Origin of the sequence: Collinsella sp. i06-0019-1H4, from assembly GCF_042849575.1 — a bacterium.
GTDB lineage: Bacteria > Actinomycetota > Coriobacteriia > Coriobacteriales > Coriobacteriaceae > Collinsella.
Map to the genome: position 1 here is coordinate 2348989 of NZ_BAABYB010000001.1, position 25980 is coordinate 2374968.

Annotated in this window: 17 protein-coding genes, 1 tRNA gene and 1 other RNA gene; 4 read left to right on the forward strand and 15 right to left on the reverse strand. The window is 59.7% G+C overall.

The genetic code is table 11. The features are described 5' to 3' along the window. Positions 1-68: 68 nt before the first annotated feature. On the forward strand, positions 69-2369 hold the full coding sequence (locus ACGHEN_RS10365) for an LTA synthase family protein (protein ID WP_390399254.1): 2301 nt from the start codon (positions 69-71) through the stop codon (positions 2367-2369). Between the two features lie 178 nt (positions 2370-2547). On the opposite strand, the gene ACGHEN_RS10370 is transcribed toward ACGHEN_RS10365, so the two are convergent. From ACGHEN_RS10370 to tadA, 11 genes are all read right to left on the reverse strand, one after another. Continuing rightward, a complete protein-coding gene (locus tag ACGHEN_RS10370; RefSeq protein ID WP_390399256.1) occupies positions 2548-3246 on the reverse strand; it encodes a hypothetical protein in 699 nt (232 codons plus the stop codon). A 2-nt stretch (positions 3247-3248) separates the two neighbouring features. Further along, on the reverse strand, positions 3249-3818 hold the full coding sequence (locus ACGHEN_RS10375) for a hypothetical protein (RefSeq protein WP_117655348.1): 570 nt from the start codon (positions 3816-3818) through the stop codon (positions 3249-3251). A 1-nt stretch (position 3819) separates the two neighbouring features. Further along, entirely contained in the window at positions 3820-9294 is a 5475-nt protein-coding gene (locus tag ACGHEN_RS10380; RefSeq protein WP_390399258.1) for a hypothetical protein, read from the reverse strand. Between the two features lie 3 nt (positions 9295-9297). Then, positions 9298-9945 carry a hypothetical protein gene (locus ACGHEN_RS10385; protein ID WP_118237559.1) on the reverse strand — a complete coding sequence of 216 codons (648 nt, stop codon included), beginning with the start codon at positions 9943-9945 and terminating at the stop codon, positions 9298-9300. 88 nt (positions 9946-10033) lie between these two features. Then, complete coding sequence (locus tag ACGHEN_RS10390) at positions 10034-10738, reverse strand: SipW-dependent-type signal peptide-containing protein (protein WP_390399260.1); 705 nt, start codon at positions 10736-10738, stop codon at positions 10034-10036. A gap of 70 nt (positions 10739-10808) precedes the next feature. Then, positions 10809-11366 (reverse strand): signal peptidase I, encoded by a 558-nt coding sequence (locus ACGHEN_RS10395; protein WP_390399262.1) that lies wholly within the window; start codon positions 11364-11366, stop codon positions 10809-10811. A gap of 801 nt (positions 11367-12167) precedes the next feature. Next, positions 12168-12719, reverse strand: coding sequence for a flavodoxin family protein BilS (gene bilS / locus ACGHEN_RS10400; protein ID WP_390399418.1), 552 nt, complete (start codon positions 12717-12719; stop codon positions 12168-12170). Between the two features lie 127 nt (positions 12720-12846). Beyond that, on the reverse strand, positions 12847-14706 hold the full coding sequence (locus tag ACGHEN_RS10405; RefSeq protein WP_390399264.1) for an ABC transporter ATP-binding protein: 1860 nt from the start codon (positions 14704-14706) through the stop codon (positions 12847-12849). Next, on the reverse strand, positions 14707-16569 hold the full coding sequence (locus tag ACGHEN_RS10410; protein WP_390399265.1) for an ABC transporter ATP-binding protein: 1863 nt from the start codon (positions 16567-16569) through the stop codon (positions 14707-14709). It abuts the gene before it with no gap. Positions 16570-16908: 339 nt separating this feature from the next. Next, positions 16909-17004: signal recognition particle sRNA small type (ffs, locus tag ACGHEN_RS10415), an RNA gene on the reverse strand. A gap of 120 nt (positions 17005-17124) precedes the next feature. Further along, the gene (gene tadA, locus ACGHEN_RS10420) at positions 17125-18900 is read right to left on the reverse strand and encodes a tRNA adenosine(34) deaminase TadA (protein WP_390399268.1); all 1776 of its coding nucleotides are present in this window, start codon (positions 18898-18900) and stop codon (positions 17125-17127) included. A 51-nt stretch (positions 18901-18951) separates the two neighbouring features. Between tadA and ACGHEN_RS10425 the strand changes: the two genes are divergently transcribed. Next, positions 18952-19041 (forward strand) — tRNA-Ser (locus ACGHEN_RS10425). A 2-nt stretch (positions 19042-19043) separates the two neighbouring features. Here the strand turns inward: ACGHEN_RS10425 and ACGHEN_RS10430 are convergent. Further along, positions 19044-19628, reverse strand: a complete 585-nt coding sequence (locus ACGHEN_RS10430; RefSeq protein WP_050766158.1) for a TetR/AcrR family transcriptional regulator — start codon at positions 19626-19628, stop codon at positions 19044-19046. A gap of 211 nt (positions 19629-19839) precedes the next feature. On the opposite strand from ACGHEN_RS10430, the gene ACGHEN_RS10435 reads away from it, so the two are divergent. Further along, the gene (locus ACGHEN_RS10435; RefSeq protein WP_006235641.1) at positions 19840-20391 is read left to right on the forward strand and encodes a LemA family protein; all 552 of its coding nucleotides are present in this window, start codon (positions 19840-19842) and stop codon (positions 20389-20391) included. A 559-nt stretch (positions 20392-20950) separates the two neighbouring features. Here ACGHEN_RS10435 and ACGHEN_RS10440 read toward each other — a convergent pair. Both ACGHEN_RS10440 and ACGHEN_RS10445 read right to left on the reverse strand, forming a co-directional pair. After that, a complete protein-coding gene (locus ACGHEN_RS10440) occupies positions 20951-22003 on the reverse strand; it encodes a branched-chain amino acid aminotransferase (RefSeq protein WP_250787198.1) in 1053 nt (350 codons plus the stop codon). Positions 22004-22292: 289 nt separating this feature from the next. Beyond that, the gene (locus ACGHEN_RS10445) at positions 22293-22940 is read right to left on the reverse strand and encodes a DedA family protein (protein ID WP_250787199.1); all 648 of its coding nucleotides are present in this window, start codon (positions 22938-22940) and stop codon (positions 22293-22295) included. A 223-nt stretch (positions 22941-23163) separates the two neighbouring features. Here ACGHEN_RS10445 and cysE point away from each other — a divergent pair, with 223 nt between their 5' ends. After that, a complete protein-coding gene (gene cysE / locus ACGHEN_RS10450; RefSeq protein WP_250787200.1) occupies positions 23164-23868 on the forward strand; it encodes a serine O-acetyltransferase in 705 nt (234 codons plus the stop codon). A 111-nt stretch (positions 23869-23979) separates the two neighbouring features. On the opposite strand, the gene ACGHEN_RS10455 is transcribed toward cysE, so the two are convergent. Beyond that, complete coding sequence (locus tag ACGHEN_RS10455) at positions 23980-25980, reverse strand: ABC transporter ATP-binding protein (protein WP_390399272.1); 2001 nt, start codon at positions 25978-25980, stop codon at positions 23980-23982.

The window sequence follows — 25980 nt, forward strand, 5'->3', positions numbered from 1 at the left end:
CGCATATCTTGGTAACAATCGGGTAAACCCCCGCTTTCGTAGGTTTTAAGTTTGTGAGGAGTCTCAGCATGTTCGCTGCCGCCATCTCGCTCGTCGGTCTTGCGGCGACCGTCTACCTTGTTTTGCGCGAGGCCAAGGCCATTCGCGCTCAGTCGGGCACCGTTGCCAAAAGCGCTCTTGGGTGGAGCGTCGCCTTCGGCCTGTTCCAGCTCTTTTTGACCATTTGGAGCGCCATTGGCCTCGTCGCGCAAAACGAGCCGCTCGCCTTCGTAATGCTCATCCTGACCAACGCCATCCTCACCGGCTGCGCTTGGGCCAGCATCGCCCGCGACCGCATCGCCCCGCGCGTCTTTGCGTTCGCCGGGCCCGACGCCCCCGCCCCCACCGGCAAGCTCGCCCGCCTGCGCGGCGCCTTTGTGGGCAAACCGCTCGTCGCCGCCGTCTTGTGCCTGCTGCTCGCCGGCGTCTTTGCGCTGCTGGGCATGGAGGTCTCGTCCAACCACGACTTTACCTGGGTCTACCCCCTGTGCATCCTGCTCGAGTGGGCCATCATCACCACGCTCATGGTCGGCCTGTTCTTCCTGTTCCAGCGCCACGGCGCAGCTCCCGCGGTCCTGGCCTTTGCCCTCTTTGTCCTGGGCATTGCCGAGTTCTTCGTCATCACGTTTAAATCCATGCCCATCCAGCCGGGCGACCTTTCGGCCATCTCCACCGCCGCCGCGGTCGCCGGCACCGGCTACACCTTCTCGATCTCACTGTTCTGCGTGCTGTCCATGGGCTTTACCGCCATCGCCATGCTGCTATGCGAGTACGCCGGCCTGGTGGCACCGCACCGTCAGAAGGGCGCCGCCAACGCCAAGCGCATGCTGCTCACCAACCTGCTCGTCGCCGTGCTGTGCCTGGGCGGCGTGACCGCGCACGTCACGCTTATCGACTACTACAACACCCTCGGCATCACCGTCTACACCTGGCGCCCGCTCGAGAGCTACTGGCGCGAGGGCTACCTGCCCGCTTTCATTAGCGCAGCGCAGTCCATCAAGCCGCCCAAACCCGCCGACTACTCCGTCGACGATGCCAAGGCCACGCTCAAAAAGTACGCCAAGGCCTACGACAAGTCCGACGCGGCCAAGAGCGACGAGCGCGCCGCCGCAAAGGAGCAGTTCGACAGCGAGAAGCCCACGGTCATCGCCATCATGAACGAGACCTTCTCGGATCTGTCGATCTACCAGAATATGCGCGCCGGCTACGAGGGCCCGCAGTACTTTAAGAACCTGCCCAACTGCCTCAGCCGCGGTAAGCTCTACGTGAGCGCCTACGGCGGCGGCACCGCCAATACCGAGTTTGAGTTTATGACCGGCAACTCCATGGCCAACCTGGGCTCGGGCGTGTACCCCTACACCATCTACAACATGGAAACGACCGGGAACCTGGCAGAGCAATTCAAATCGCTCGGCTATTCCACCACGGCCATGCACCCCAACCACGCGACCAACTGGAACCGCGAGAACGTCTACAAGGACTTTGGCTTTGACCAGTTCCTGTCTATCAACGATTTCCAGGGCGCCGACACCCTGCGCGGTATGGTGACCGACCAGGCTACCTACGACAAGATTCTTGAGCTGCTCGACCAGAACGCCGATCCGCAGTTTATCTTCGACGTGACCATGCAGAACCACTCGGGCTACGATACGGGTCTACTGCCGGCAGATAAGCAGATGCACCTGAACATCGACACGACCGACCTGGACGCCAAGACTGTCGAGGACGGCACGTTGTCCGATGTCGACGAGTACGTCTCGTGCATTGAGCAGTCCGACCAGGCGCTGCGCTACTTCCTCAACGCCCTGAACAAACTCGATCGCAAGGTGGTCGTGGTGTTCTGGGGCGACCATCAGCCGTTCTTCCCGTCCAAGTTCAACGACAAGTGGTTTACCGACGAGGATGACGCCACCCACCAGGAGCGCTTGTGGCAGACCGACTACATCATTTGGGCCAACTACGACGTTGCCGGCTGCGACCAGACGAGCGAGACCGACGACCTGTCCACCAACTACCTGTCCACGCAGCTGATGCAGTTGATCGGCGCCCCGCTGACCGACTACCAGAAGGCGCATGTGACGCTGCGCGAGTCGCTGCCCGCCATCAACTCCGTCGGCTACGAGGACGCCAGCCTGCGTTGGGCGCTTTCCTCCAACGTCACCGGTGACGACGCCGCTGCCGCAGCCGCCACCAAGGCACGCGAGGATTACGCCAAGATGCAGTATTACGAAATGTTCCGCGACGGCAAGAACGTCTATACGGAGCACTTCCAGACCGAGGCCAACGAGACCGACCCCAACCTGGCGCCGGGCACAACCAAGATTAAGTAGCTGCTAGCTGCTGAGCCACAACTGAAACGTCTGTCCAGGCGGAGGCATATAAGGTTCCCTGCTCTACAGTCCTGCGCAAGACGAAGGCCACTTAATGTGGCCTTCGTCTTGCGCAGGACTGTAGAGCAGGGAACTTCGTGCCCGCCGCCCGGGAGGGCGTTGCGTTTAGAAGATGGACCTAGCGCTTATCCCTCCGGGACAAAAGTAGCGCGGCTATAAAAGCGATGCTGGCAAGAGTTAGCAAAACCAAAAGCAACGTGAGCGTGTTGTCGCCCGTTGCCGCCAGACCAAGCAAGCCGGGCTTCTTGCTGTCAGCAGACTGCACGGGAATCTTCTCGCCATCGTCCTCGGCGGTAATCTCCCAGCGAATGGTCTTGTTTGCGTCGGCAAGCTCGTTGCCCACCGACGTCGGAACGCTTAGCTGCAGATTAAGTACCGTGCTGTCATCGCTCGTAAACGTGGCGATTTGCGTGGGATAGGCGAACACGCTGCCCGGTGTTCCTGTCTGGAGCCAACCTGCAGAGACATCGCCCACAGTCGCCGTTAAGGTGATGGGCGACAGCAGGCGTGCCGTCTCGTGATCGACAACGGCCCGCACAAACACGCGCACCTGGGACTTTACGCCCGTGGCACAAACCTCAATCTGCTGCTCGCGCACATCGCCGGGCATTAGATCTTTAAAGGCTGGAAACAGATCGGGTTCCCCTGAGGAGCCCGTCGCCCCCGAGACCGTCAGCTGACGCGCATTTCCGTCATAGGCAATCGCGGGAGTATCGGCAAACGCACGGGCGGGAACAGCGAGCGCGACCACGCAGAAAATGGCCGCGACCATGCAACGCAAGGAGCGCGCAACACCTTTACGAATCGGGAACGCCATACTTACGCACCTCCATGCGGCGGCACCAGCACGCCATCCTTGACTGCACAGCCCCATGCCTCTGCAGCTGCATCGCCGGGCGTGGATTGAATTGCCTGGGTCGAAATGTCAACGACCAGGTTCTTCCCATCTGCCTTCTGCTCAGTCACGCTCTTGATGAGCACATCGGTTTTGCCCATCGGAGCAACGGGAGACGTCCAGTAGTAGTACCCGTCGGACGCGACAACCCAAGACGAGGCGGTGTTAGAAGCAGATGCCTTGGACACACTGCCCCACGCAATGACGTAGTCGGTGCCGGCAACTGGTTCATCCCACAGGCGCGCGCCATTCTGGTCCTGCCAGTAGATATCCACCGCAACACGCAGGTATGCCGGGGCCGAGCCGTTGTTTGTAATCATGACGTTGCTCTTCACATTGCCATCGAGCTTCTCATCTACCGAGGGCGCCACCGAACCAAAACCAAACTCGTTGACCAGCACGCCCGTAACCGAAAGCCACGCAAAGGTACCGGCAGCGCCAGCCAACAGGAGAACGCCAACAAGGAGGGCGACGATTTGCTTGCGCTTAGTCATCCTAGTCCTCCTTCTTCAGCGTGCCGTTTTTCCAAACATTCTTGGCACGCGAGCCACCATCGACCCATTTGTCATTCGCGCGCGTGTTGACGCACGTCACCACGGTGTCGCCCGCACTCGAGGCAGACGAGATGATGAGCTCGGCAGATTTGCCGGGCGCCTTGCCCGGCGTACTCAGTTCACCCTCGTAGCGCCATGCCCAAGCCGTGTCTTCCTCGACGGTATAGGTGCCCGCCGGAGCAGCAAATTGCACGCTGCCGACATACCAGACCTCACCGTTTTCGTCGCGCTGCTCGCTAACTTTCACCTCGACCATGCGCGTCTCGGCAGGAGAACCCTCCGACGCCTCTCGCGTTACCTTAAAGCGGAACGTTTGCCCCATTGCGCTGGCGTCGGTAGTCTTTTTAACGATCGTCAGCGCATGATTCTGGGTAAATTTGAACACGGCATTACCGGGACCTTGCTCGCCTTCGCCTGTCTTCTTGGACTCCAGGCGGTTGACCAGGTCGAACGAGCCGCCACCCGAACCCAGACTGTAGAGCGAGACAAACTTGCCGTTCACAGGCTTTTCCGCCGCAGAAACGCCCTCTGCACCAGGGCCGTAGCTTGCCTGCGTTACCGTAACAGTCAGTTGCATCCCCATAAACGGCTTGGCAAAGCAGACCTTAAACGGCGCATTGTCGGCACTGTCACCGACGGTGTTGGCCGCGGCGGGATCGAGCAGCCACTTAAGCTGCGCGGTCATAGTTACGGGGCTCGCGGGATCAGACGTATCGTTGGCAACCACGCGATACGTCACAGGATACAGGTCCATGTCACCCTTGACTGGCTCGCCCTTGAACTCATCCCAAGACTTTGCAGTGCCATCGGCACCCACATATCGCCACTCCAAGAAGAGCTCGCGCTTATCGCCATTGGCAGCAGCCTGTTCATCGAGCAGCGCGACGATCTTGGAGTGGGCGTCCGGGTCGTACGCCACGGATTTTTGCTCCATCACAGGATTGCCGTCGTTGTCGTAGACAGGGTTGCCGCTCTCGTCCATTTTGGGAACATCGACCGTGTAGACAAAGCCAGGCTTACCGTCCTGCGCGCGCTCGTCGCCCGAGTCGACCGTCGCCGCAAAGATGATCGCCCCGTCGATGCTGTGATAGCGCACCTTATACGGCGTGACCTTGTACACCGCGGTATACGTCGCGCCCTTAAAGGGTTCACTACCCTCGAGGGGATACTTATCGTCTTCGGTCATCAGAGTGTATTTACTATCGGATTCATAGTCACGCGACCAGCCGACAAAGTCGTACTTGGTGCCATCCTTGCCGACAACCTCAGCTGTAGCTCTTACTTCCAGCGAAATTTGATCGCCAGAGTCGGTGCGCGAAAGAGAACGCACGGAATCGGGGTTATCCAGATTGGCATCGATATTCGATTGGACAATTACCGCGCTGGCACGGTAGACCGGGTACAGCTCCATGGGGGCGTTAACCACAGTGTTTGTATTCACCATGGGAAGGCCGTCCGACCAAACGACATAACCGTTGCCGGATGCCGGTTTAGTTTCCGTCCAGCCTACGAAGGCATTGTATGCGTTCGTTGCAGCATCGATGTCGCCGACGTTATACGTCGGCAGCGGCATGCCACCCGTAAGGTTGCCGAGTCTATCGCCCTGCTGAGCAACTTTGCCATCCACATCTTTGGCATTGAGATGATACACGACCGCCAACGGCGAATAGTACGCCACAAATGTATAGGCCCCGCCGGGTTCCACCTGATGGGAATACGAGTTATCGCCGTTAGGTTCGATCTCTTCAACTTCGCCATTCGGAAGCTCGATCTCAACCTTCTGCAACTTATACAGCTCACCGCCTGCTTTATAAACCGGAGTCGTGACGTCAGGGGTCACCGTTGCCGTAGCAGGGTCGGGGCCCGCGTTGATAACGGGATCGATGTCGTACCTAGGCACATTGACCTTGTCCGTGCCCTTAAAACCGGCGCGGTGCAGGTTGGTGGTGTAGTTAACGTCGTACTTCGCGTACACCGGATAGGCATCCTGGTACTGGGTGACCTTGAAATCTGGTTTCACCAGATACGGTTCGGCCTTATCCGGGTCAGAAGTGGTGAAGGAATCACCCTTGACATCGTAGATATAGTCCCAGACGGCAGAATCCTTCTTGACCTCGGCGGTCGAAATCCAGCCCAGGAACTTATAGCCCGGCACGGCCATGTCGGCATCGGTCGGGGAAGCTTCGAGGGTCAGGGGGCTCTCATACGATCCCTTCTCACCATCTTCTGGCTTTTCGGCCACTTTAACCGACTTATTAACATGCGGGTAGTAATACGTGAACGTCGGATCCGCCCCGTTCACCTTGGTCTGCAGCAAGTTACTCTCATAGCGCCGCGTGGCAGTCCTCACGACATTATCGTCCTTGTTGTAGAAATTAACGTCCGTGGTAATCATCGCGCGAACGTAGTACTTCTTATCTGTACGCACCATGCTCTCGATGGGATTTTTCACATATGTCCAATATTCACCATCGCGCTCAAGCGTCCAGAAATTCAGGCGATAGCGATCATTCACCGGTTTGACCGTTACGTTCAGCGAAGCCGAAGTCCAAGTATCGCTTAGCGTTGCAGCGCCTGGAAAATCGGTATCGGCATAGAGGTTTTTTAGAGTATCGGCTCCCGTATCGTTTTTAACGTTGTGCGAGTACGCGTTAAGGGGACTCACGACAAGGGTTTCCTTCGTGAAGCGCGTGCCACACGTTTCATAACTATCCTTTATACCGTGGTCAACATGCTCCGGGCCCCAGTGGACGACGTTTTCACGCACGAAGGTACTACCGACGTTTTCCTCAAAGGGCGTTTGATAGCGATTCCAAACGGAACAGAGTAGCTTGCTGTCCGTAAACTCATGGTTGGTATAAGCCCGAACGTAATAGTCCACGCGGTACTCAAAGCGGGCGATGTAGGTATGTGGCACAGTTAGATCGACATCGGCAGGGAGTGTGTAGCTGGGGTCGCGGCTTACGCGCACCTCGAGCGGGGCATCCTCGGTCCCCTTGTTTTCATACCAACCCAGGAAGCGGTAGCCATCGGGCAGCGAGCCGCCTTCGGACAAGGGCTTGTTGTCCACGCCGCGCACCTGCACCGTGTAAACGCTGGCCCCATCCTCGGCAGTCTGGACATCGACATGAGTGTTGCCCACGTCGACACGCTGGGTCGCATCTTCAAGCCCATCCTGCTCATTACCCTCGAACACCGTCATGATGTTCGAGACGTAGTCGCTGTACACCGGATAGAAATCGGTCGGGCCAAGCACGGTGATCTCGGTGCCGGCAGGATAGAACGCACCGGCGTTTTTAAGCGCGGCAAGCTCAGGCGAGGTGATGGCCGCGTAACCGCCATGCATCCCGGCATCGCCGCTCGGCTGCGTCGTCCAACCGATAAAGGTGGCGCTGGCAGACAGAGCGCCGCGGTCCGCAGGGGCAACCGGCGTTAAACCAACACCATAGCGATACCAGTCCGTCGACTTGTCATGCGCAGCGCCGCTCTGCCACGCGAGCGTCTCGCCCTTGACGTTATAGAACAGCACCTGCGCCTCGTACGAAGCAATAAACAAGTCGTTGCCCTTAAAGGCCTTGGCCCCCTTCGCGTTATCGGCGGTATAGGTCGACGTTTTCTCGTGCGCTTCGTTCTTCTGGACCTGCTTGCCAGCCTTAACGGCATCAGCATCGGTCTTGCCGTTAAACCAGGCGTTATCGGCATCGATACGGTTCACATTGACTCCGGTCTCGCGGAACCAGCCCATGAAGCGATAACCGCCGTTGGCATCGGTCAAGCCCTTGGGCTTTGCGGAGGTATCCTGCCTAAACGTCACCGATGTATCGCCCTGGGCCAAGCCCTGAGCCGTTCCCGCCAGCACGGCGCTCACGGCAAAGGCATACGGGTCCGAGGTCGCCTGATCAATACCAAGTTTGGTTGCCTCGATGGTCGCGGTACCCGCACCGGGAAAATCGATCGTCGCCTTAACGCTCTGGCCATGCACGGGAATCTTCAGCTTGTAATCCATCGCCCACTCATTGGTGTGCTGGCCACCCAGGGCATCGTCGTTGGCGGTCGAGCGCATGGTGCCGGCACAAAAATCGTAGTCGTGCTCCTCCCACAGCTCACGCGTGGTGTAGCGCTCGTCGTCCCATGGACCATAGCTGTCGCCCTTGGTGGTACCATCGCCGCCAAACGAAGGGATCTTTTTCTTAGCCGCGGTACCCTGGCTGCTGCCTTTTAGGCTCACGCTCGGCTTAAAGTAGCACTCGGTGACCGTGGCATCATCCTTGTTGGCACGCGCGGCAATGCCGCCCAGGTTCACATCGTTTTGAATGATGGGGATCACGGCGATAGGATTGTACTGACGCGAGCTCAAGTCACCCGCAAAATGGCTTCGAACGAGCTCGTTGCCCTTTTCGGTTAGAATACGACCCGCCAAGCCACCCGTCCACGCACGCGTCACGGCAACGACGCCCACGTACGACGCGGCATAGCTGTAGCACTGCGCCGTCGAGAAGCAGTCGATAATCTTGGCGTTACCCGCCATGCAGCCCACAAAACCCGAGGCATACACGTTGTTGCCGCCCAATGCGCCAATGGCCACGTCGTACTTATTGGTGACGTCGGTCATGCCCTTCTCGGCAATCGAGCCGTCGTCCTTACGCGTCGGCGTCACGCGGCAGTACTCGATAGTCGAGTTCGTAACGTAGCCGGCAAACGCCGCCATATACAGACCCTCACCGCCGAGCGCCTGCACGCCCGAGGTCGCATTGTTGACGGCACGGCCGCCACGGACCTCGCAGTTGTAGAGGGTGCAGTCGTCGAGCTCGCCGGCGATGAGACCGCCCTCAAAGCCTGCGTTGGTAATGAGGTTGAGGGCGTTGTTGGCGCAGGTCACGTGCAGCGTGCTTTCCATGACCATAACGTTTTCGAAGCGCGTATTGACGGCCTTGCCCACGATAATGCCGCCGCGGAAGTCCGCCCACACGTTGGCGTCCTTAACCAGGAAGTTTTTGATGGTGGCACCGTTGGTCTCGGCAAAAAATCCCGTATCGCGCTCGGGGTCAAAAGCGTCTTTATCGTAGTTCAGGCCCTCAACGGTGTGGTTTTGACCATCGAACACGCCCTTAAACGGATGCTCCTTGTTGCCAAACGACAGATGCTTAACAGTGTTTGCAACGATGGCTTTCATGTCGTCGCTGTCGAGCTCAATGTCGTTATCGAGATAAACGTGCCAGCCGGACGTATCGCGCTCGCGCGACAGCGCCACATACAACAAAAAGTCAGCCTCGTTTTTGATGTGGAATTCGTTTTTGTTCTCGGGCACGTCCTCGGCATGCACCACCGTTGGCAGCGCCATAACGCAGCAAAGGACAATCGCTGCGACGGCAACCAGCCTGCTAAGCATACCCCGGTTCATGTTCTTGATCTTCATAGGCTAGTTCGCCTCCGGCCAACCCACAACGTCAAGTACGTCGAGGGCGGTATCGCTTGCCTGCTGGTTTTTGGCCTGCACGGCCTGAACATCGATATCGAGCCTGAATGAGCCGCCGCGCGCGGCATCGTGGTAGTCGCCCACAAAGCGCAGCGAGTCCATGAGGCTTTCCGTCATGACGCCGGGGTCGAGCGTGCCGCCACGCCCGGCCAATCCGCGGTAGTAGTACCACCCATCGCCGCCGTCGATCCACGGGGACCCCTCGCCCACATTCACATGAAACGCAACGTTGCCCGAGGCATCCGCGCACGAGCCGTCTGGTGCCACCGACGTCATGCGCAGGCGCGCGCGAACGTACTCAGGCTGCGCGCCAGCGTTCTCCACGCGCACAATGCGGCTGATGTCAGAGCCGCTGGCCTTGGTGTCGGGATAGTCCCCGTACTCGTTGGCCTCAAACGGAATCTCTTCGCCTTGCTCGTTGAGGGTGTATTCGCAGACTCGTACCTTCACGCTGCCAAACGATAGGACGTTGTTCGCCGGAACCATATCAACGGTAAAAGCCAGCGTGCCGCACAGGCACGCCAGGGCCAACAGCGCCATCGCGGCAAGCGCCAAGGTGCGTTTCTGATTGTCGGAAAGATTATTGAGCATTACGTTCGCCAGTCGTCGATAAAAAGGGGGACTGAGATCCCAGCCCGAATATAGGGGTGGGGGCGGGCCGGGATCTCGGTGGAGGGGGTTACTTCTTGGATGCTGCCCAAGTCTTAGCCTGAGCAACGGCGTTGGCGGCCGGAGTGGTCTCCTCGCCCTTCTGATCGGCGCCGAAGATGTAAGCAGAGACCGTCATCTTGGGGTTCTCAGCAACCATGGAGCCATCCAGGGTGCTGGGGAACACGACCTTGCTAAACAGCTCGCCGGTGTAGACATCCGCGGCAGCATCCTTAGCGCTCAGGACAGCAGGGCCGTTCGTAGAACCTTTAGCGTACATGAACAGACCGCTCAGATACTTTCCGTCGGCAGAGGTGGTCACTTGACCGTCAACCGGCTTCCAGTTGTTGTTGAGTGCGAAGTACGGGGTGTTCGCGTGAGCGGTGCCTTCCTTGACCATGGCGTTCTTCACATAGATGAACACGTAGGCGTCGTCGGAACCCTTCTTGATGCCAACGTTGGGGTTCTTGTCGGTGGTGGTGCCAGGAACGATCTTGGAGTTTTCAACCCACTTGGTCTCGAACAGGTAGGCTTTGCCGTCATTCGTTTGGTCGCCGGGCTTCTCGGGATCAGTCGGATCAGGTTTTTTGTCCGTAGGGCCAAAGCTGCCGACCGTAAACACGTTCTCCAGGCTCTGCGTAGCCGTCAGCCATGCATAGGTGCCAACGCCGGCGGCCAGCACCAACAGCAGCAGGGCGGCAATGATGCCGTAGCGCTTTTTCTTCTTGTTTTCCATCGTTCTCTTCCTTTCGAGAATCGTTTTCCCCGGCAACGGCCCCTACCGCCGCCGACGCTTTTCCCTGCCGCTATGAACGCCGCTCCCTCGCATGCACGCGGGTATGCTTGCCCGCAGGCTCGTCGGGAACCATCCGATCGAGCACTATCGACGCCGCGATCAGCAGCGCCAGAACGGCCACCACAACAAGCAAACCGGGCATCGTCGTGCAATATGCGTTGACGAAGCCCAGGTAAGGGACACAAAAAGAAACAGTGCCGATAACACTCGAAAAAGGCGTCTGCTCGGCATCGTGCATGATGCTTCCGTCTGCATTTTTGTTCGCAATTCCCTGCGTGCCGATCATCTGCGCCACAGGGTCGATCTGATACACCTGGTGCGTCACCACGGCGCCATCCGATCGGTAAAAGGTTGCATTGTCGCCCACGGCAATATCCGTTGGCTCAACCTGGCGGACAAACACCATGGAGCCAACGGGAAGCTCGGGTTCCATAGAGCCCGAGAGCACGGCAAAGGGCATGTAACCAAATGCGCGAGGAACAAAAGAAACAACGGCAAGGGCTATGACAAGCGCGAACGCCAAGCTACTCAAAAGTGCAATAAATCGTTTGAGTCTACGCGCCGTCAAAGTGATAATTCATCCCCCTTGAGGACCTATTCGACCCATCCAAAGGTCAGCAAGTTTCAACAGGAACCGCAAGGCGCTTGAAAAGTGAGTCCGAAATAAGCCAATTTGGAATCTTTTCGTAATAAAAACATAGCGATGTGCTACACATTTTTCAATGTTTTGTCGCTAAATGCTACTAATTTTGGCGTAAGTGGTCATTTATCCCCAAATTGGTCTGCTTTATCCAATATCTGTGACTAACCCCCTACGCAACTTCCCCATAGAGGGATCGACTTTTTGCGGAACTAAAATAATGGTACCCCCCCCACATTAAAACAAATTGCTGGAAGTGCCCTTTATTTCCGACCCCTTTTACTGGAGTTTTATGACAGCCCCATCTAGTTCGCAGCCCATAACCCTCTGAAAACCGTGTCCCAGAATTCCCGTCCGGAGTGGGATACGGCTTCCGCTTGTGCCCCCGTTGGGAAACCACATCCCACTCCGATCACAAATTCCGGGTCGCACTTTCCGCCAAGGCCCTCAACCGGAAACGGCATCCCATTTCTCGGCCGAAAACTGGGATGCGGTTTCCACAGAGCCCCTCAACGGGAAACCGCATCCCATTCCAAAGGCAAATTCCGGGACGCAGCTTCCGCAACCCCACCCATCCGGAAATCCCATCCCACTCCGCACACATCCGGGCATAGAACAATCAGCTTATTAGGCCTTCCATCAATAAAGGGGCGCCCTCGTGTCACGAAAAAAGCCTCGAGAATTTCGAGGCTTTCACGTTTGTGTTATCTCGAGCGCGAGGCGACACGCCTACTCGCCCAGCACGGCCTTTTTTGCGACTGCAGCCATGTTATCCATATCTTCCTTGGTGGGATGGTCCTTCGCGGCAACCCAGTTGTCGAGCAGCATCTTAAATCGGGCGTTTTCGGGATCTTGCTCGAGCATGGCCTCGTAGCGCTGCTTAACCGCGGGGCCCATCTTACCCTGACACATCGCCCAGCCCGCAAGCTCGGCATCCACGGCCAGATTGGAAGTTACGCGGTCGATAATCTGCTGGTAATAGCTCTGGTCGGCCCCAAAGCCGCAGGTGCCAAACAGGAACACGCGCTTGCCGTGCAAGGCGGAAAGCAACGCCGCGACCGAAGGCGTGCACGCGCCCTTGTCGCACCAAAAACCGACGAGCACCGTGTCGGCCGCGCAGGCGCCCTGCGCCTCGAGCGCAACCTGATCTGCATCCGCATCGTCGCTCAACGCCGCGGCATGGACAAACTCAACACCCGCAGCCTGCAGAGCGCGCTTGATCGCGCCCGATACCATCCTGGTATTACCGCTCTTGCTGTTAACCACCATTGAGCACGTCATAGTCACGTTGCCTCGTTTCCCCCAAAACTAAAGCCACTAATGCAATTTATTAGATGAATATCTTAGTACTAACGTGACAGATGTAAACCACCGTCTGTCGATTGATTAATTTGCCCCACGGGCTTGCTCACTGGGCGAATTGGCTGCGGTAGAGTTCGGCGTAGAAGCCGCCTGCCGCTAGCAGCTCGTCGTGCGTGCCGCGCTCGATAATCTGGCCGTCGCGCATGACCAGAATGCAGTCGGCGTTGCGAATCGTCGACAGGCGGTGCGCCACGACAAAGCTCGTGCGACCGGCCATAAGCTCGTCGAATGCCTCCTGAACCTGCAGCTCGGTGCGGGTATCGATGCTCGAGGTCGCCTCGTCCAGCAGCAGAATCGCCGGGTCGGTGAGCATAACGCGCGCGATGCACAGCAGCTGCTTTTGGCCCTGACTAAACGTGCCGCCGTCCTCGCCGATGACCGTATCGTAGCCGCCTGGCAGCTGCACGATAAACTTGTGCGCGTGCGCGCGCTTGGCGGCTTCGATGACCTGCTCGCGCGTGGCATCTGGGCAACCGTAAGCGATGTTTTCCGCCACCGTGCCCTCGAACAGCCACGTATCCTGCAACACCATGCCAAAGGCACGGCGCAGGCTCGCGCGCGTGTAGTCGCGCGAAGCCTTGCCATCGACCGCGATGCGGCCGGCATCGATATCGTAAAAACGCAGCAGCAGGTTGATGAGCGTCGTCTTGCCGCAGCCCGTGGGCCCGACCAGGGCAAACCGCATGCCGGGCTTGGCCTCGATGCAGATATCCTGCAGCAGCTTGCGATCGGGCACATAGCTAAAGTCCACGTGCTCAAAGGTCACCTCACCCTGCGGGGCGGCAAGTTCAACGGCATCCGCCGCATCGGGCTCTTGCTCGCGTGCGTCGAGCAGTGCAAACATTCGGCGCGCCGAGGCATACGCCGTCTGGATCTGCGTGATGACGTTGGTGACCTCGTTGAACGGCTTAGTGTACTGGTTGGCGTAGGACAGGAAGATCTGCACGCCGCCCACCGTAAGCGCCGCGGGCACACCCGTGATCACGCCGACGCAGCCGATCAAGGCAACCACGGCGTAGATGATGTTGTTGATAAAGCGCGTGCCTGGGTTAGAAAGCGAACCCATAAACTGCGCGCGTTCACCTGCCGTATAGAGCTCGGCGTTGAGGGCGTCGAAGCGCGCTTGGGCGTTCGGGCCGTAGGCAAACGCATCCACCAGCTTTTGCTCGCCCACATACTCCTCGATATGACCGCCCAGTTGACCCTGAATACGCTGCTGGGCCGTAAAGCTTTTATTGGAAAGCTTGGCGATGGCGCCGGCTGCAAAAATGGAAAGCGGCGTGACGAGCACCACCACGAGCGTCATGGCCAGGTTGATGGAGAGCATAAACGCAAGCGTGCCCACGATGGTGATGACGCCGGTAAAGAGCTGCGTAAAGCCCTGCAGCAGGCCGTCACCCACCTGATCGACGTCGTTGACCACGCGGCTCATAAGGTCGCCGTGGGCATGGCCGTCGATAAAGCTGAGTGGCATGCGGCTGAGCTTGTCGCTCGCCTCCACGCGCATGTCGCGCACCGTCTCGTAGGACAGACGGTTGACGCAGTAGCCCTGCAGCCACTGGAAGGCCGCAGCACCTACGACGACAATCGCGAGCTTGGTAACGAGCGGCAGCAGCGCATCGAAGTCCACCTGGCCCGTGGCAACGATCAGGTCGATGCCCTCGCCGATAAGGATAGGTGTGTAGAGCTGCAAGATCACCGAGATGGCAGCGCTCACAAACGACGCCGTGAACGAAATGCGATGCGGGCGGACGTAGCCCAGCAGGCGGCGAGTTACCGCGCCCACGGGATAGCGCTCGGGGTCGCCGGGCTGGCGCGGGCCGTCGCCCAGGTCGTTAAGGCTATCGTTGCCGGACACGTTAGCCGTCATCGTGGCGACCGAACCGGAAGAAGTATACGGATTCATTTAGCAGCCCTCCTTTGCGCAAGTGGATGCGGAGGCGGTCGGGACGGACACGGCATTTGGGGCGGGCGCGGGCACCGCACTCCCCTGCTGACCCTCGAGCTCCTCACGACGAAGCTGCGACTGGCAGATCTCGCGGTAAAGCTGACAAGTCGCATACAGCTCATCATGCGTACCCAGGCCCGCGACCGAGCCGTGATCGAGCACGCAGATCATGTCGGCGTCGCGAACGGTCGAGACGCGCTGGCTCACGATGACGGTCGTCAGCGGCAGCCCGCCCTCGGCGGCACCGCGCACGCTGCGCTCGCGAATGGCATGGCGAAGCGCCGCGTCGGTCTTAAAGTCGAGCGCCGAGGCGGAGTCGTCCATGATCAATATCTGAGGCGAACCCACCAAGGCACGTGCGATAGTCAAGCGCTGGCGCTGGCCACCGCTAAAGTTCTTGCCGCCCGCCTCGACCGGGGCATCCAGGCCTTGGGGCTTGTTGCGCACGAACTCGCTCGCCTGCGCCATGTCGAGTGCCGCCCAGAGCTCCTCGTCGGTCGCCGCCTCGTCACGCCAGGTCAGGTTGCTGCGGATCGTGCCGCTCACCAGCGACGCGCGTTGCGGGACGGTCGCGACCACATGGCGCAGCTGATCGAGCGGCCAGGCACGCACGTCGGAGCCCATCACGCTCACGCTGCCGGTGCTCGCATCGTACAGGCGCGAGATAAGCGAGACGAGTGTGGACTTGCCGCTGCCCGTGCCGCCGATAATGCCGAGCGTCTTGCCCAGTGGGAGTTCCAGGGTCACATCGTTGACGGCATTTGCCGCGCCCGCGCCAAAGGAGAAGCTCGCATGGTCAAAGCTCAGCGCGGGAACTGGGGCGGCATTGCCCGGCTTGGGCAGCGCGACCGGCTGGTTGCCCTCGTCGGTGATGCTCGGCACGCAATTGAGCACCTCGTTGATACGCGACGCACTGGCGCTCGCCTTGGTAAAGACCACAACCAGGTTGGCGACGTACACGATGGAGGTCAGGGTCTGCGTCATGTAGTTCACAAACGCCATGACCTGACCCTGCGTGAGCTCACCCACGTTGACCTGGATGCCACCCACCCACAGGATGGCGCACACGCCCAGGTTCATCACAAGAAACGTGACGGGATTAAGGATCGACGAGAGCTTACCCACCGCGATGGCAGTATTGGCCTGGTCATCGGCAGCTTGGGCAAAGCGCTCGCGCTCGTGGTCCTCGCGCACGAAGGCGCGAACCACGCGAGCGCCTGAAAGGCCTTCGCGGCAGATAAGCGCGATGCGGTCGAGCTTTGCCTGCAGCTGCTTGTAGTACGGGATGCAGCGCGCCATGACAAACCAAAACACCAGGCCGATAGCGGGCGTGCAAATCAAGAAAATCACGCCCAGCTTAAGGTCGATGGCAAGGGCCGCAACCATGGAACCCACGGCCAAGAAGGGCCAGCGGATGAGCATGCGCACGCCCAGCGCCACGGCAAGCTGCACCTGGTTGACGTCGTTGGTGATGCGGGTGATAAGCGACGGCGTGCCAAAGCGGTCGAGTTCGGCATAGCTCAGTTTGTTGATGTGCTGGTAGAGTGCGCCGCGAATGTCGGTGCCCATGCCCTGCGAGGTGAGCGCCGCCATCTTTTGGCAGACGAGCGTAAACGAGATGCCGATCACGGCCATGGCGGCAAGCACCATGCCGTAGTGGACGACGGCGTCCACGTCGTGCGAGCCAATGCCCTTATCGATCATCTGGGCAATCACCAGCGGCGTCAGCAGGTCAAAGATCACTTCGATCAACTTGCACGCAGGGCCGATCACCATATATCGGCGAAACTTACCACCAAAACGCCTGAGCAACTCAATCATGTATAGGCGCTCCCTATCATCATCTCTCTTCAATCTGATTCATGATAGTACGGAGAGCCCTGGAGATGCGTAAGCAACTCGTTACAGATGTAAGGGCGACGTTCGCTATCGCCCAAGGCATGTAGCAGCCGATGTTTTGGCAACGCCAGCGAGCGGCATAACGCCAGGGATTCAATTATCAGATAAATGTGACCCTTCAGGCGGTTTTGGTCGGCTACCCGCGAGTGTCGGCAGGGCGCTTGGTAGTCGCGCGATCCCGCAGGCGAAGCCGAGGACCAGCGAGACACCAAGCGCCCTGCCGGCACTCGCGGGTAGCCGCGGCACCAAAAAGCGCCTGCGCACTCGATGGATTCGGATGCCCGACAGAGGCTCCTTATGGCTGCTTCCTTCCGGACCTGACCAGATTCGGAACATGTCGTCATCCGAACCCATCGAACGCGCTAGGCGCTCGGTATATCTTACCCGCTCTCGCTCGCCACGGCAAGATAGCTAGTTTGGGACAGGGCTTTTTTGACTACTTTTTGGCTATCCAAGCTAAACCGAACGATCATTTTACTAGAGTCGGCCGAGGTCGTAGGATCGGGCGGCGGATTCACCGGCGCAGATGAGGTTAGTTATGGCTTCCTGGGAATCGAGCGCCAGCTCAAGGCCCATGGGTCTGCGACAGACTGGCAAAACCAGGTCGATGCCCTGCCCATACACCGCATCCAGGTTGTCAGCACGACCGCCCACGACAGCGGCTACCGACTTGCCATATCGCTTGGCGCGACGCGCCACGCCCACCGGTGCCTTACCGGCGGCGGATTGCTCGTCCATATTGCCCTCGCCTGTAATGACCAGGTCGACATCACGCACGCGCTCATCAAACCCCACGAGATCGAGCACCGTCTCAACGCCCGAACGCAACTCCGCCCCGAGCGCCAGCAGCGCGGCACCCAGGCCGCCAGCAGCACCGGCACCGGGCACGCCGAGCACCGAGCCAAATGTCCGTGCACCCTCGGGCACGCGCAACAACCCCTGAGCCCGCGCCCCGGTAATCGCTGCATCGAGCAGGCGGCCGTAGCCGACCATCCAGCTGTCGTACCTGCTCAGCACCTCGGCATCACCCGTCGGCAGACCCTTCTGCCCGCCAAACACCGCCAGTGCGCCTCGACGCCCCACGAGCGGATTCTCGACATCGGAAAGCACGATGATACGCGCGCCATTCAGCGCCCGAAGCGCCGGTGCCAAATCGATACTCGTCACGTGTTCAAGGCCCGCGAGACCGGGGGCGATATTGCAGCCACACTCATCGACAAGGTGGGCGCCCAGCGCCTGCAGCATGCCGGCGCCACCGTCGTTGGTGGCACTGCCGCCCAGACCAATATAGATAGTCTTTGCACCCGCGCGAAGCGCACGAAGCATCAGTTCGCCCACGCCATAGGTTGTGGCCGCCAACGCCGCCGACTCCGTGCAAGGTGAATACCCAATACCCGCCGCCTCGGCCATCTCGATGACCGCGGACTCGTGCTCGCCGTCCACCAGCATCCGGGCAGACACGCGGTCGCCCAAGGGACCTGCAACCTCGCAGGTTGAAAGCTCGCCACCGCGTGCGGCGATGGCGTCGAGCGTTCCCTCGCCACCATCTGCCAGCGGCAAAGCGCCCAGCTCGGCATCGGGCCACACACGGCGCACGCCTTCGGCAACGGCCTCCTCCGCCTGCGCACTCGACACGCTGCCCTTGAAGGAGTCGATCGCCAGCAGCACACGGCGGGGCCGCCGCTGCACGGGGCCAAAGTCGACCGTCTCGTCGGTGAGATCTCCAACACCCGCGAGCGCCTCGGCGTGAGACGCATGCGCCTCAAGGTTCAAACCGCAACCGACGCCGTCGACACCGCGCAGGCCAGCAAAATAGCTGCTCAGCACTTCACGGCACTCGCCTGCCAGCACGCCGGCGGTCACATTAAACCGATGGTTCAGGCGCGAATCGGCATTGAGGTCGTACAGCGAACCCAGCGCGCCCGCCTTGGCATCGGTCGCGCCATACGCGCAACGCCCCACGCGCGCGTTAACCATAAGCCCCGCGCACATACAGCAGGGCTCGAGCGTCACGTAGACCGTGCAATCGGAAAGGCGCCAGCGTCCAAGCGTCTGAGCGGCGGCACACAGGGCCAAAAATTCGGCATGCGCCGAAGGATCCTGGTCGAGCTCGCGGCGATTATGCGCCCTCGCGACAATCTCGCCCGCGCGCACTACCACGGCACCAATCGGTACCTCGCCCACCGCAGCGGCGGCGCGCGCCTCCGCCAGCGCCTCGCGCATGAACTTCTCGTCGATTTCGGTGATCGTCATCGTTCGCCTTCCCTGTTGCAAATTCAAAACGATGCTATCATTACGACTCACGGAGAGATGGCAGAGCGGTTGAATGCGGCGGTCTTGAAAACCGTTGAGCGCGAGAGCGTTCCGGGGGTTCGAATCCCCCTCTCTCCGCCACCTTAGTGATTCACCGGCGTCATGGTGCGCTCAAACAGCGCATCGACCACGTCGGCTATCTCGGGTCGACGCTCAAGATCGTGACCCGACTCCCACCAATTTGTGAACAGTCGAATAATGCCACCGGCGATAAACTCCGATGTCGTCTCGAGCGAAACGGGCGCCAGGGCATCTTCGGCAAGCGAGCTCATCACACGCTCGCGGATGGAACGCGCAATGCGGTCGCAAATCATGCCGGTCAGCATGCCCGACATGCTGCTGGCCAAAAGGTTATCCATGAGCTGCTCATGCGCCAGAATCATATTCATGGCATCGTCAAAGACCTCATGGCGAAGCGCCCGTACGTCATCAAGCGGCTCCGCGTCCGCTGCATCGGTCCGGTTTTGCGGCAAGCCCGTCATAAGCTCATCGATATAGAAGGCAAAGTAATCGTTTTTATCGCGAAAATGCTTATAGAACGTCGTGCGGCGAATCAGGGCCCGGTCGCAAAGCATGGCAACCGTCAAATCCTCAAACCGATGCTCTTCCAAGAGCTCGGTAAAAGCATCGAACAGGGCACGATAGGTTTTCTTGATGCGAAGGTCCATCCATATCGCCATCCTCAAGGTGTAGACAGCATTCCTTAATTTGTCGCATATCTTACACCTGTACCACCCGTTCCATATTGGCGGCCCCTCCTTGGCGGAAACATAACGCTTACCGGAAAGTTCGGTATCGCCAAAGGTTGCGGGTATACTAGTAGCGTTACACCAACGGCAGCCGGCGCAAAACGCCGCTGCCATTCGAAACGGAGACATCATGCTTCCCGTCATCATCGGTATCGTTGTTGTCGTTGTGATCGCCAGCGCCATCGCCGGCATCTACAACAACATGGTCACCAAGCGCAATCGCATCGATAATGCCTGGCAGAACATCGACACGCAGCTGCAGCGCCGCAACGACCTGATCCCTAACCTGGTCGAGACCGTCAAGGGCTACGCCAAGCACGAGCAGGACACGCTCGCCGCCGTAGTCAACGCGCGCAACGCCGCCGTGAGCGCCACCACCCCCGAGGCCAAGATGGAAGCGGACAACGTGCTGACCGGTGCGCTGCGCCAGCTCTTTGCCGTCGCCGAGGCCTACCCCGACCTTAAGGCAAATACCAACTTTACGCAGCTCCAGTCCACGCTCGAGGACACCGAGAACAAGGTGAGCTACGCGCGCCAGAGCTACAACGATTGCGTGCTCAGCTACAACAACGCCATCCAGACGTTCCCGGCTGTTATCTTTGCCGGCATCTTCCAGTTTAAGGAGCGCCAGGGCTTCGAGGCCGCCGAGGCCGCCCGCCAGGCACCAACCGTCAAGTTCTAGTGAGCCGTTGACGCATCCACAACCGTTTTTGCATAAACCGCCCCGTCGAATGCATACTTCGACGGGGCGGTTTCCTTTGTCGCGAAGGTCCCCCTCAAGGCGCCGTGCATTTTTGTGAGTATTCAGCATGCCCGACAGCTTCGAGCGCCACGATAAATGCCAAAGACCGCGAATATTCCTGCAAATCAAACGCTATCAGCCCATAGCCCCGCCCATCATTCGTAGAAAACATCGATAAATCCCGATTTTTCGCCCGAGGTCGGTATGCAAGGGCCTTCGATTGCAGAATACTCGCAAAAATGCACGTCGCCACCACCCCCCACATGGCTCGAAGCAAAACAAAAGCGCGGCCAAAAGGCCGCGTACCATCTTTAATTCAGATCTATATTGCCCGTAACGGCAGTACCGAGGTAACGCAGTCCCGAGGGCAACCTACCTTTCCGGCGCACTCCGCAGGACGAAAGAACCTCCGCCGCACGAAGTGCGCAGCGGAGGTTCTTTCATGTCCGAGGACGCGCCGGAAAGGTAGGTTGCCCTCGGGCCGGACATACAAGGCAGCTTATGCGACGGTGTAAACCCAGTTGTGCTTATCCTCGACAGCACCGGACTGAATACCAGTCAGGGTCTCGCGAAGCTTCTTCATCACGGGGCCGATCTCGGTGCAGCCAGCCGGGAAGGTCACGGTCTCATCGGCACCGTAGACCTTGTTGTCGATCTCGCCCACCGGGGAGATGACGGCAGCGGTGCCGCACAGGCCGCATTCCACAAAGGTGCCGGCCTTGACCTCGGCCCACTCGACGGGACGCTGGTCGACGGTCATGCCCAAATCCTCGGCAACCTGAACGAGCGAGCGACGGGTGATGGAGGGCAGGATGGAGTCGGTGTGCGACTGAGGAACGACGAGGGTGCCGTTCTCCTTCACGAACAGAACGTTCGCGCCACCGGTCTCCTCGACATAGGTGCGGGACTCGGAGTCGAGATACAGGTTCTCGGCATAACCCTCGCGATGGGCCTCCATCGTGGGCTTGAGGGACATGGCGTAGTTCAGGCCGGCCTTGATATTGCCGGTGCCGTGCGGTGCGGCGCGGTCGTACTCGGAAACGCGCAGCTTGACGGGCTTGAGGCCGCCCTTAAAGTACGGACCGACCGGGGTCACGAGAATGCGGAACGTGTACTCAGGAGCGGGAGCCACGCCGATCACGTCACCGGAGCCGATCATAAACGGACGCACGTACAGGGTCGCACCAGAACCGAAGGGCGGAACCCAAGCGGCGTTGGCAGAAACGACCTGCTTGACGGCCTCAACAAACTTATCCTTGGGGAACGGGGGCATCTCGAGGCGCTGGGCAGAGTTATACATGCGCTCGGCGTTCATGTCGGGACGGAAGCAGACGATGCTGCCGTCCTCGGCGGTGTAGGCCTTCAGGCCCTCAAAGACCTCCTGGCAATAATGGAAGATGCCGCCGCACTCGGAGACATGCAAGGTGTGGTCGGTGGTCAGGCCGCCCTCGTCCCACTCGCCGTCCTTCCAATGAGCCTCGTAGCTGTAATCGGTCTTCATGTAGCCAAAGCCGAGGCTACCCCAATCGATATCCTTCTTCTCGACAGTCATATGTCGCTCCTTACATACACAGTTGCATACTCGCGAACTCGCACGCAAGGACCGAGGCCGACCGCGTCGCAACGTCGCACGCCCGGAGCGTAGAGCCGGACGGGACACGCGAACGGCATCAAAGCCAATGGCACGTCGATTCGCATGCACGAGATTGTACTCCGCACGCGCGTCGGATAAAACGTTTTTCTTTAACTAACTAAAGTATTTTCATTTGACCGAAACTAAAGAGGCCCGCCACCGTAAACGGTGACGGGCCTCAACGACACGATTTGTGCGCCGGCTCGAGCTATGCGTTCTTTTTGCCCAGCTTAGCCTTAACCAAGCCGACCACGGTCGGGATGATCGACACGGCGACAATGCCGATAATCAGCAGCTCAAAGTGCTCCTGCACAAAGGGAATGCCGCCAAAGAAGTAGCCCAGCAGCGTAAAGACCGTCGACCAGGTAATGCCGCCCAGCACGTTAAAGACAACGAAGTTGCGCCAATGCATGCCGCCCATGCCGGCGATAAAAGGCACAAAGGTGCGGATGAACGGGAAGAAGCGGCCGAGGAAGATGGCCAGATGGCCCCACTTATCCAGGAAATCCTCGGACTTTTTGATGCGCTCGGGCGTCATGGCCTTTACCTTGCCCGAGGCGATGATCTTGCGGCCAAAGAAGTGGCCGATCATAAAGTTGCACTGATCGCCCAGGATGGCTGCGGCCCATGCGGTGGCCAGAAGCGCCACGATGTTAAAGCCGCCGTTGTGGGCAAAGAAGCCCGAGGCAAACAGCAGCGAGTCGCCGGGAAGGAACGGGAAGAACACCACGCCTGTCTCAATGAAGATGATCAGGAACACGCAGCCGTAGGCCATAAGCGGGCCGGCGGCGATCCAGCTGGCGATCGCAGCGCGCGGATCCTTAAGCAGCTCGGCAATGAAATTGATGAAACCCATGAAGTAAAACCTCTCAGTTGTGGGCGCGGATACGTCCAAGTTGACCAGTATACGGTTGCGGCGCGAGCACGGGCCAAACCCCTCAAAAGTCTTACTTCATTACCAGCAAGTTTGCATAACTGACACCTGTCGCGCAAAGCCGCCAAGATTGTTCTTCCTAATCCCTAGCGAATCGCTATACTTTATTGAATCGCATTGCCATGGCGCTAAGGGAGGGCGGCCGGTGAGCTTTATCAATACCATTCGCGAGGACATCAAGACCGTCCAGGCGCAGGACCCCGCCGCACAAAGCGGTCTGGTCATCTTCCTTTCCTATCCTGGCCTGCACGCCAAGTGGAACCACGTGCCCGAGCACTGGCTCTGGGAGCACGGTCATCGCTCGCTCGCCCGTGTGCTCTCGCAAATCACCCGCCACATCACCGGCGTCGAGATTCATCCCGCCGCACAAATCGGCAAGCATTTCTTTATCGACCACGCCATGGGCGTCGTCATCGGCGAAACCACCGTCGTGGGCGACAACTGCGTGCTCTACCAGGGCGTTACGCTCGGCGGCACCGGCAACGAGACCGGCAAGCGCCACCCCACCCTGGGCAACAACGTCACCGTGGGCACGGGCGCCAAGGTGCTCGGCAACATTCGCATCGGCAACAACGTCAAGATCGGCGGCAACTCGGTCGTCGTCAAGGACGTGCCCGACAACTGCACCGTCGTGGGTGTGCCTGGGCGCATCATCAAGCGCAACGGCTGCCGCGTGTTCGAGGAGAGCTTCGACGCCAAGCAGCATCGCGAGTACATGCCCGACGATGCCGCCGAGCAGAGCGCCCTCAACCGTCAGGGCATCACCGAAAACGCCCGTCGCGTCAAGGAACTCGAGCAAGAGGTGGCCGAGCTCAAAGCCCTCGTCGCCAAGCTCGTGGACGAGCGCTAAGGCCGCGGGCAGCCGCCACAGCATGAACGCCAACACAAAAGGCGCGCTGGGGAATCCGCCCCCGGCGCGCCTTCTTTTCGATGTGGCATGCGGGACTGCCCCTTTGTCACCTTATGCGAACTGGCTTAGGTAGAGGTCGGCGTAAGCGCCCTCGGCAGCCAGCAGCTCCTTGTGCGTACCCTGCTCGATGATATTGCCGTGGTCCATGACCAGGATGAGGTCGGCATCGACGATCGTCGACAGACGGTGCGCGATCACAAAGCTCGTGCGCCCGCGCATGAGCGCGTCCATAGCACGGCCGATGGCGAGCTCGGTGCGCGTGTCCACACTCGACGTCGCCTCGTCCAGGATGAGGATCGCCGGGTTGTTGAGCAGCACACGCGCGATGGTCAGCAGCTGACGTTGGCCCTGGCTGATGCTCTCGGCATCGTTAGCCACACGCGTGTCGTAACCCTGCGGCATAGTGCGCACAAAGAAGTCGACCTGAGCGGCACGTGCGGCCGCGACAATCTCCTCGCGCGTCGCCTCGGGACAGCCATAGGCGATATTCTCGGCAATCGTTCCGTCGAACAGCCAGGCATCCTGCAACACCATGCCAAACTGCTGGCGCAGCTCGCCACGATCCATGCGGCTCGTGTCCACGCCGTCGAGCGTAATGCGCCCGCCGTCAATCTCGTAGAAGCGCATGAGCAGGTTGATGAGCGTGGTTTTGCCCGCGCCCGTGGTTCCCACCACGGCGATCTTCTGGCCCGGCTCGGCGGTAAACGACACGTCGCGCATGAGCGGCTTGTCGGGCGCGTAGCCAAAGCGTACATGCTCAAAAGCGACACGGCCCTCAACGCGACCCGGCAGCCTGGCGGCCTCGCCCGGCTGCGGATCCGCCTCCATCTCGGGCTCGTCGAGCAGGTCGAACACGCGCTCCGCACTCGCCAGCGCGCTCTGCAGCGAGTTGAAGGTAAATGACAGCTGCGTCATGGGCTCAGATGCCTCGTAGATAAACTGGAAGAACGCCTGGAACACGCCGACGGTCATGTGGCCGGCAACCAGCATACTGCAGCCCACAATCGCAATCACGATCTGTGCCAGGCGGCCGATAAAGCGCACCGCGGGGCCGACGGCGTTAATCATGAAGTCGGCCTTGGCACTCACGCGTGCCAGCTCGCCCGAGGCCTGGTGTACCTCGGCAGAACTTTGGCGCTCGCGGTTAAACGCGCGAATCACCAGACGGCCCGAGTAGCCTTCCTCAACCGCGCTCGTAATCCTTGACACCCACTCCTGGCGCTCACCGGTTACGTCATGCGTGCGGCGCGAGACCACCTTGGTCACCAGCAGCGACAACGCCGTAAAGAACAAAAAGACGAGCGTGAGCGGCACGCTAAACACGAACATCACGCTCACGGCGCCCACCACGGTACCGATCGACACCAGAAGCTGCAGCAAGCCACGCTGCATGCTCTCGGACATCTTGTCCAGGTCGTTGGTCGCACGGCTGACGACCTCGCCGGGACGATGCGCGTCAAAGAAGGCAAGCGGCAGACGGTTGAGCTTTTGTGCGATGCGGTTGCGTAGGCGCAGGTTGAGGCGTTCGGCCACGCTCGACATCAAAAAGCTCTGGAGCGCGTAAAACGAGGCAGCGGCGGTCCAAATCATAAAGTAGATGAAGATGGTCCTGCCGCAGTTCTCCCAGGTGATGTTGAAGGTGGTGTCGTTGGCAAACGCCACCTGAATGTGGCTCCACAGCTCATCGATCACGCGGGCGCTATATGCCGGCGCAGCGGTGTTAAAGATGGCATAGAACACAATGCTCGCGAACACGATATAGAAGCGCCAATGGTCGCCGGCAGCCTCGCTCCACAGGCGGCGCACCGTCGCCCAGGTGTCGCGGGGTGTCTCGTCCTCATCCTCGTCGTCAACGTCGCGCATGCGCTCCGCCTCGGCGCGGGCGCGCTCGTCCTCGGCGCGCTCATTTTCCTCATAGAGTGCCTGGCGACGAGCCTCGCGCTCCGCCGCCTTGGCGGCTTCGTCCAGGTCGGGCGTGGCGCCCGTCTCCTCAACTGTCTCTGCATCCGCGGCGCCATCGGCGATGTCCTGCTTCTTGAGCTCCTCGGTCAT

Excerpts from the sequence above, each read along its gene's own strand:
- tadA (WP_390399268.1), bottom strand. The coding sequence starts at position 18,900 with ATGACGATCACCGAAATCGACGAGAAGTTCATGCGCGAGGCGCTGGCG.
- ACGHEN_RS10365 (WP_390399254.1), top strand. The coding sequence starts at position 69 with ATGTTCGCTGCCGCCATCTCGCTCGTCGGTCTTGCGGCGACCGTCTAC.
- ACGHEN_RS10445 (WP_250787199.1), bottom strand. The coding sequence starts at position 22,940 with ATGGGTTTCATCAATTTCATTGCCGAGCTGCTTAAGGATCCGCGCGCT.
- ACGHEN_RS10390 (WP_390399260.1), bottom strand. The coding sequence starts at position 10,738 with ATGGAAAACAAGAAGAAAAAGCGCTACGGCATCATTGCCGCCCTGCTG.
- ACGHEN_RS10385 (WP_118237559.1), bottom strand. The coding sequence starts at position 9,945 with ATGCTCAATAATCTTTCCGACAATCAGAAACGCACCTTGGCGCTTGCC.
- ACGHEN_RS10430 (WP_050766158.1), bottom strand. The coding sequence starts at position 19,628 with ATGGACCTTCGCATCAAGAAAACCTATCGTGCCCTGTTCGATGCTTTT.
- ACGHEN_RS10410 (WP_390399265.1), bottom strand. The coding sequence starts at position 16,569 with ATGATTGAGTTGCTCAGGCGTTTTGGTGGTAAGTTTCGCCGATATATG.
- ACGHEN_RS10375 (WP_117655348.1), bottom strand. The coding sequence starts at position 3,818 with ATGACTAAGCGCAAGCAAATCGTCGCCCTCCTTGTTGGCGTTCTCCTG.
- ACGHEN_RS10405 (WP_390399264.1), bottom strand. The coding sequence starts at position 14,706 with ATGAATCCGTATACTTCTTCCGGTTCGGTCGCCACGATGACGGCTAAC.
- ACGHEN_RS10455 (WP_390399272.1), bottom strand. The coding sequence starts at position 25,980 with ATGACCGAGGAGCTCAAGAAGCAGGACATCGCCGATGGCGCCGCGGAT.
- bilS (WP_390399418.1), bottom strand. The coding sequence starts at position 12,719 with ATGACGTGCTCAATGGTGGTTAACAGCAAGAGCGGTAATACCAGGATG.
- ACGHEN_RS10370 (WP_390399256.1), bottom strand. The coding sequence starts at position 3,246 with ATGGCGTTCCCGATTCGTAAAGGTGTTGCGCGCTCCTTGCGTTGCATG.
- ACGHEN_RS10440 (WP_250787198.1), bottom strand. The coding sequence starts at position 22,003 with ATGACTGTCGAGAAGAAGGATATCGATTGGGGTAGCCTCGGCTTTGGC.
- ACGHEN_RS10435 (WP_006235641.1), top strand. The coding sequence starts at position 19,840 with ATGCTTCCCGTCATCATCGGTATCGTTGTTGTCGTTGTGATCGCCAGC.
- ACGHEN_RS10380 (WP_390399258.1), bottom strand. The coding sequence starts at position 9,294 with ATGAAGATCAAGAACATGAACCGGGGTATGCTTAGCAGGCTGGTTGCC.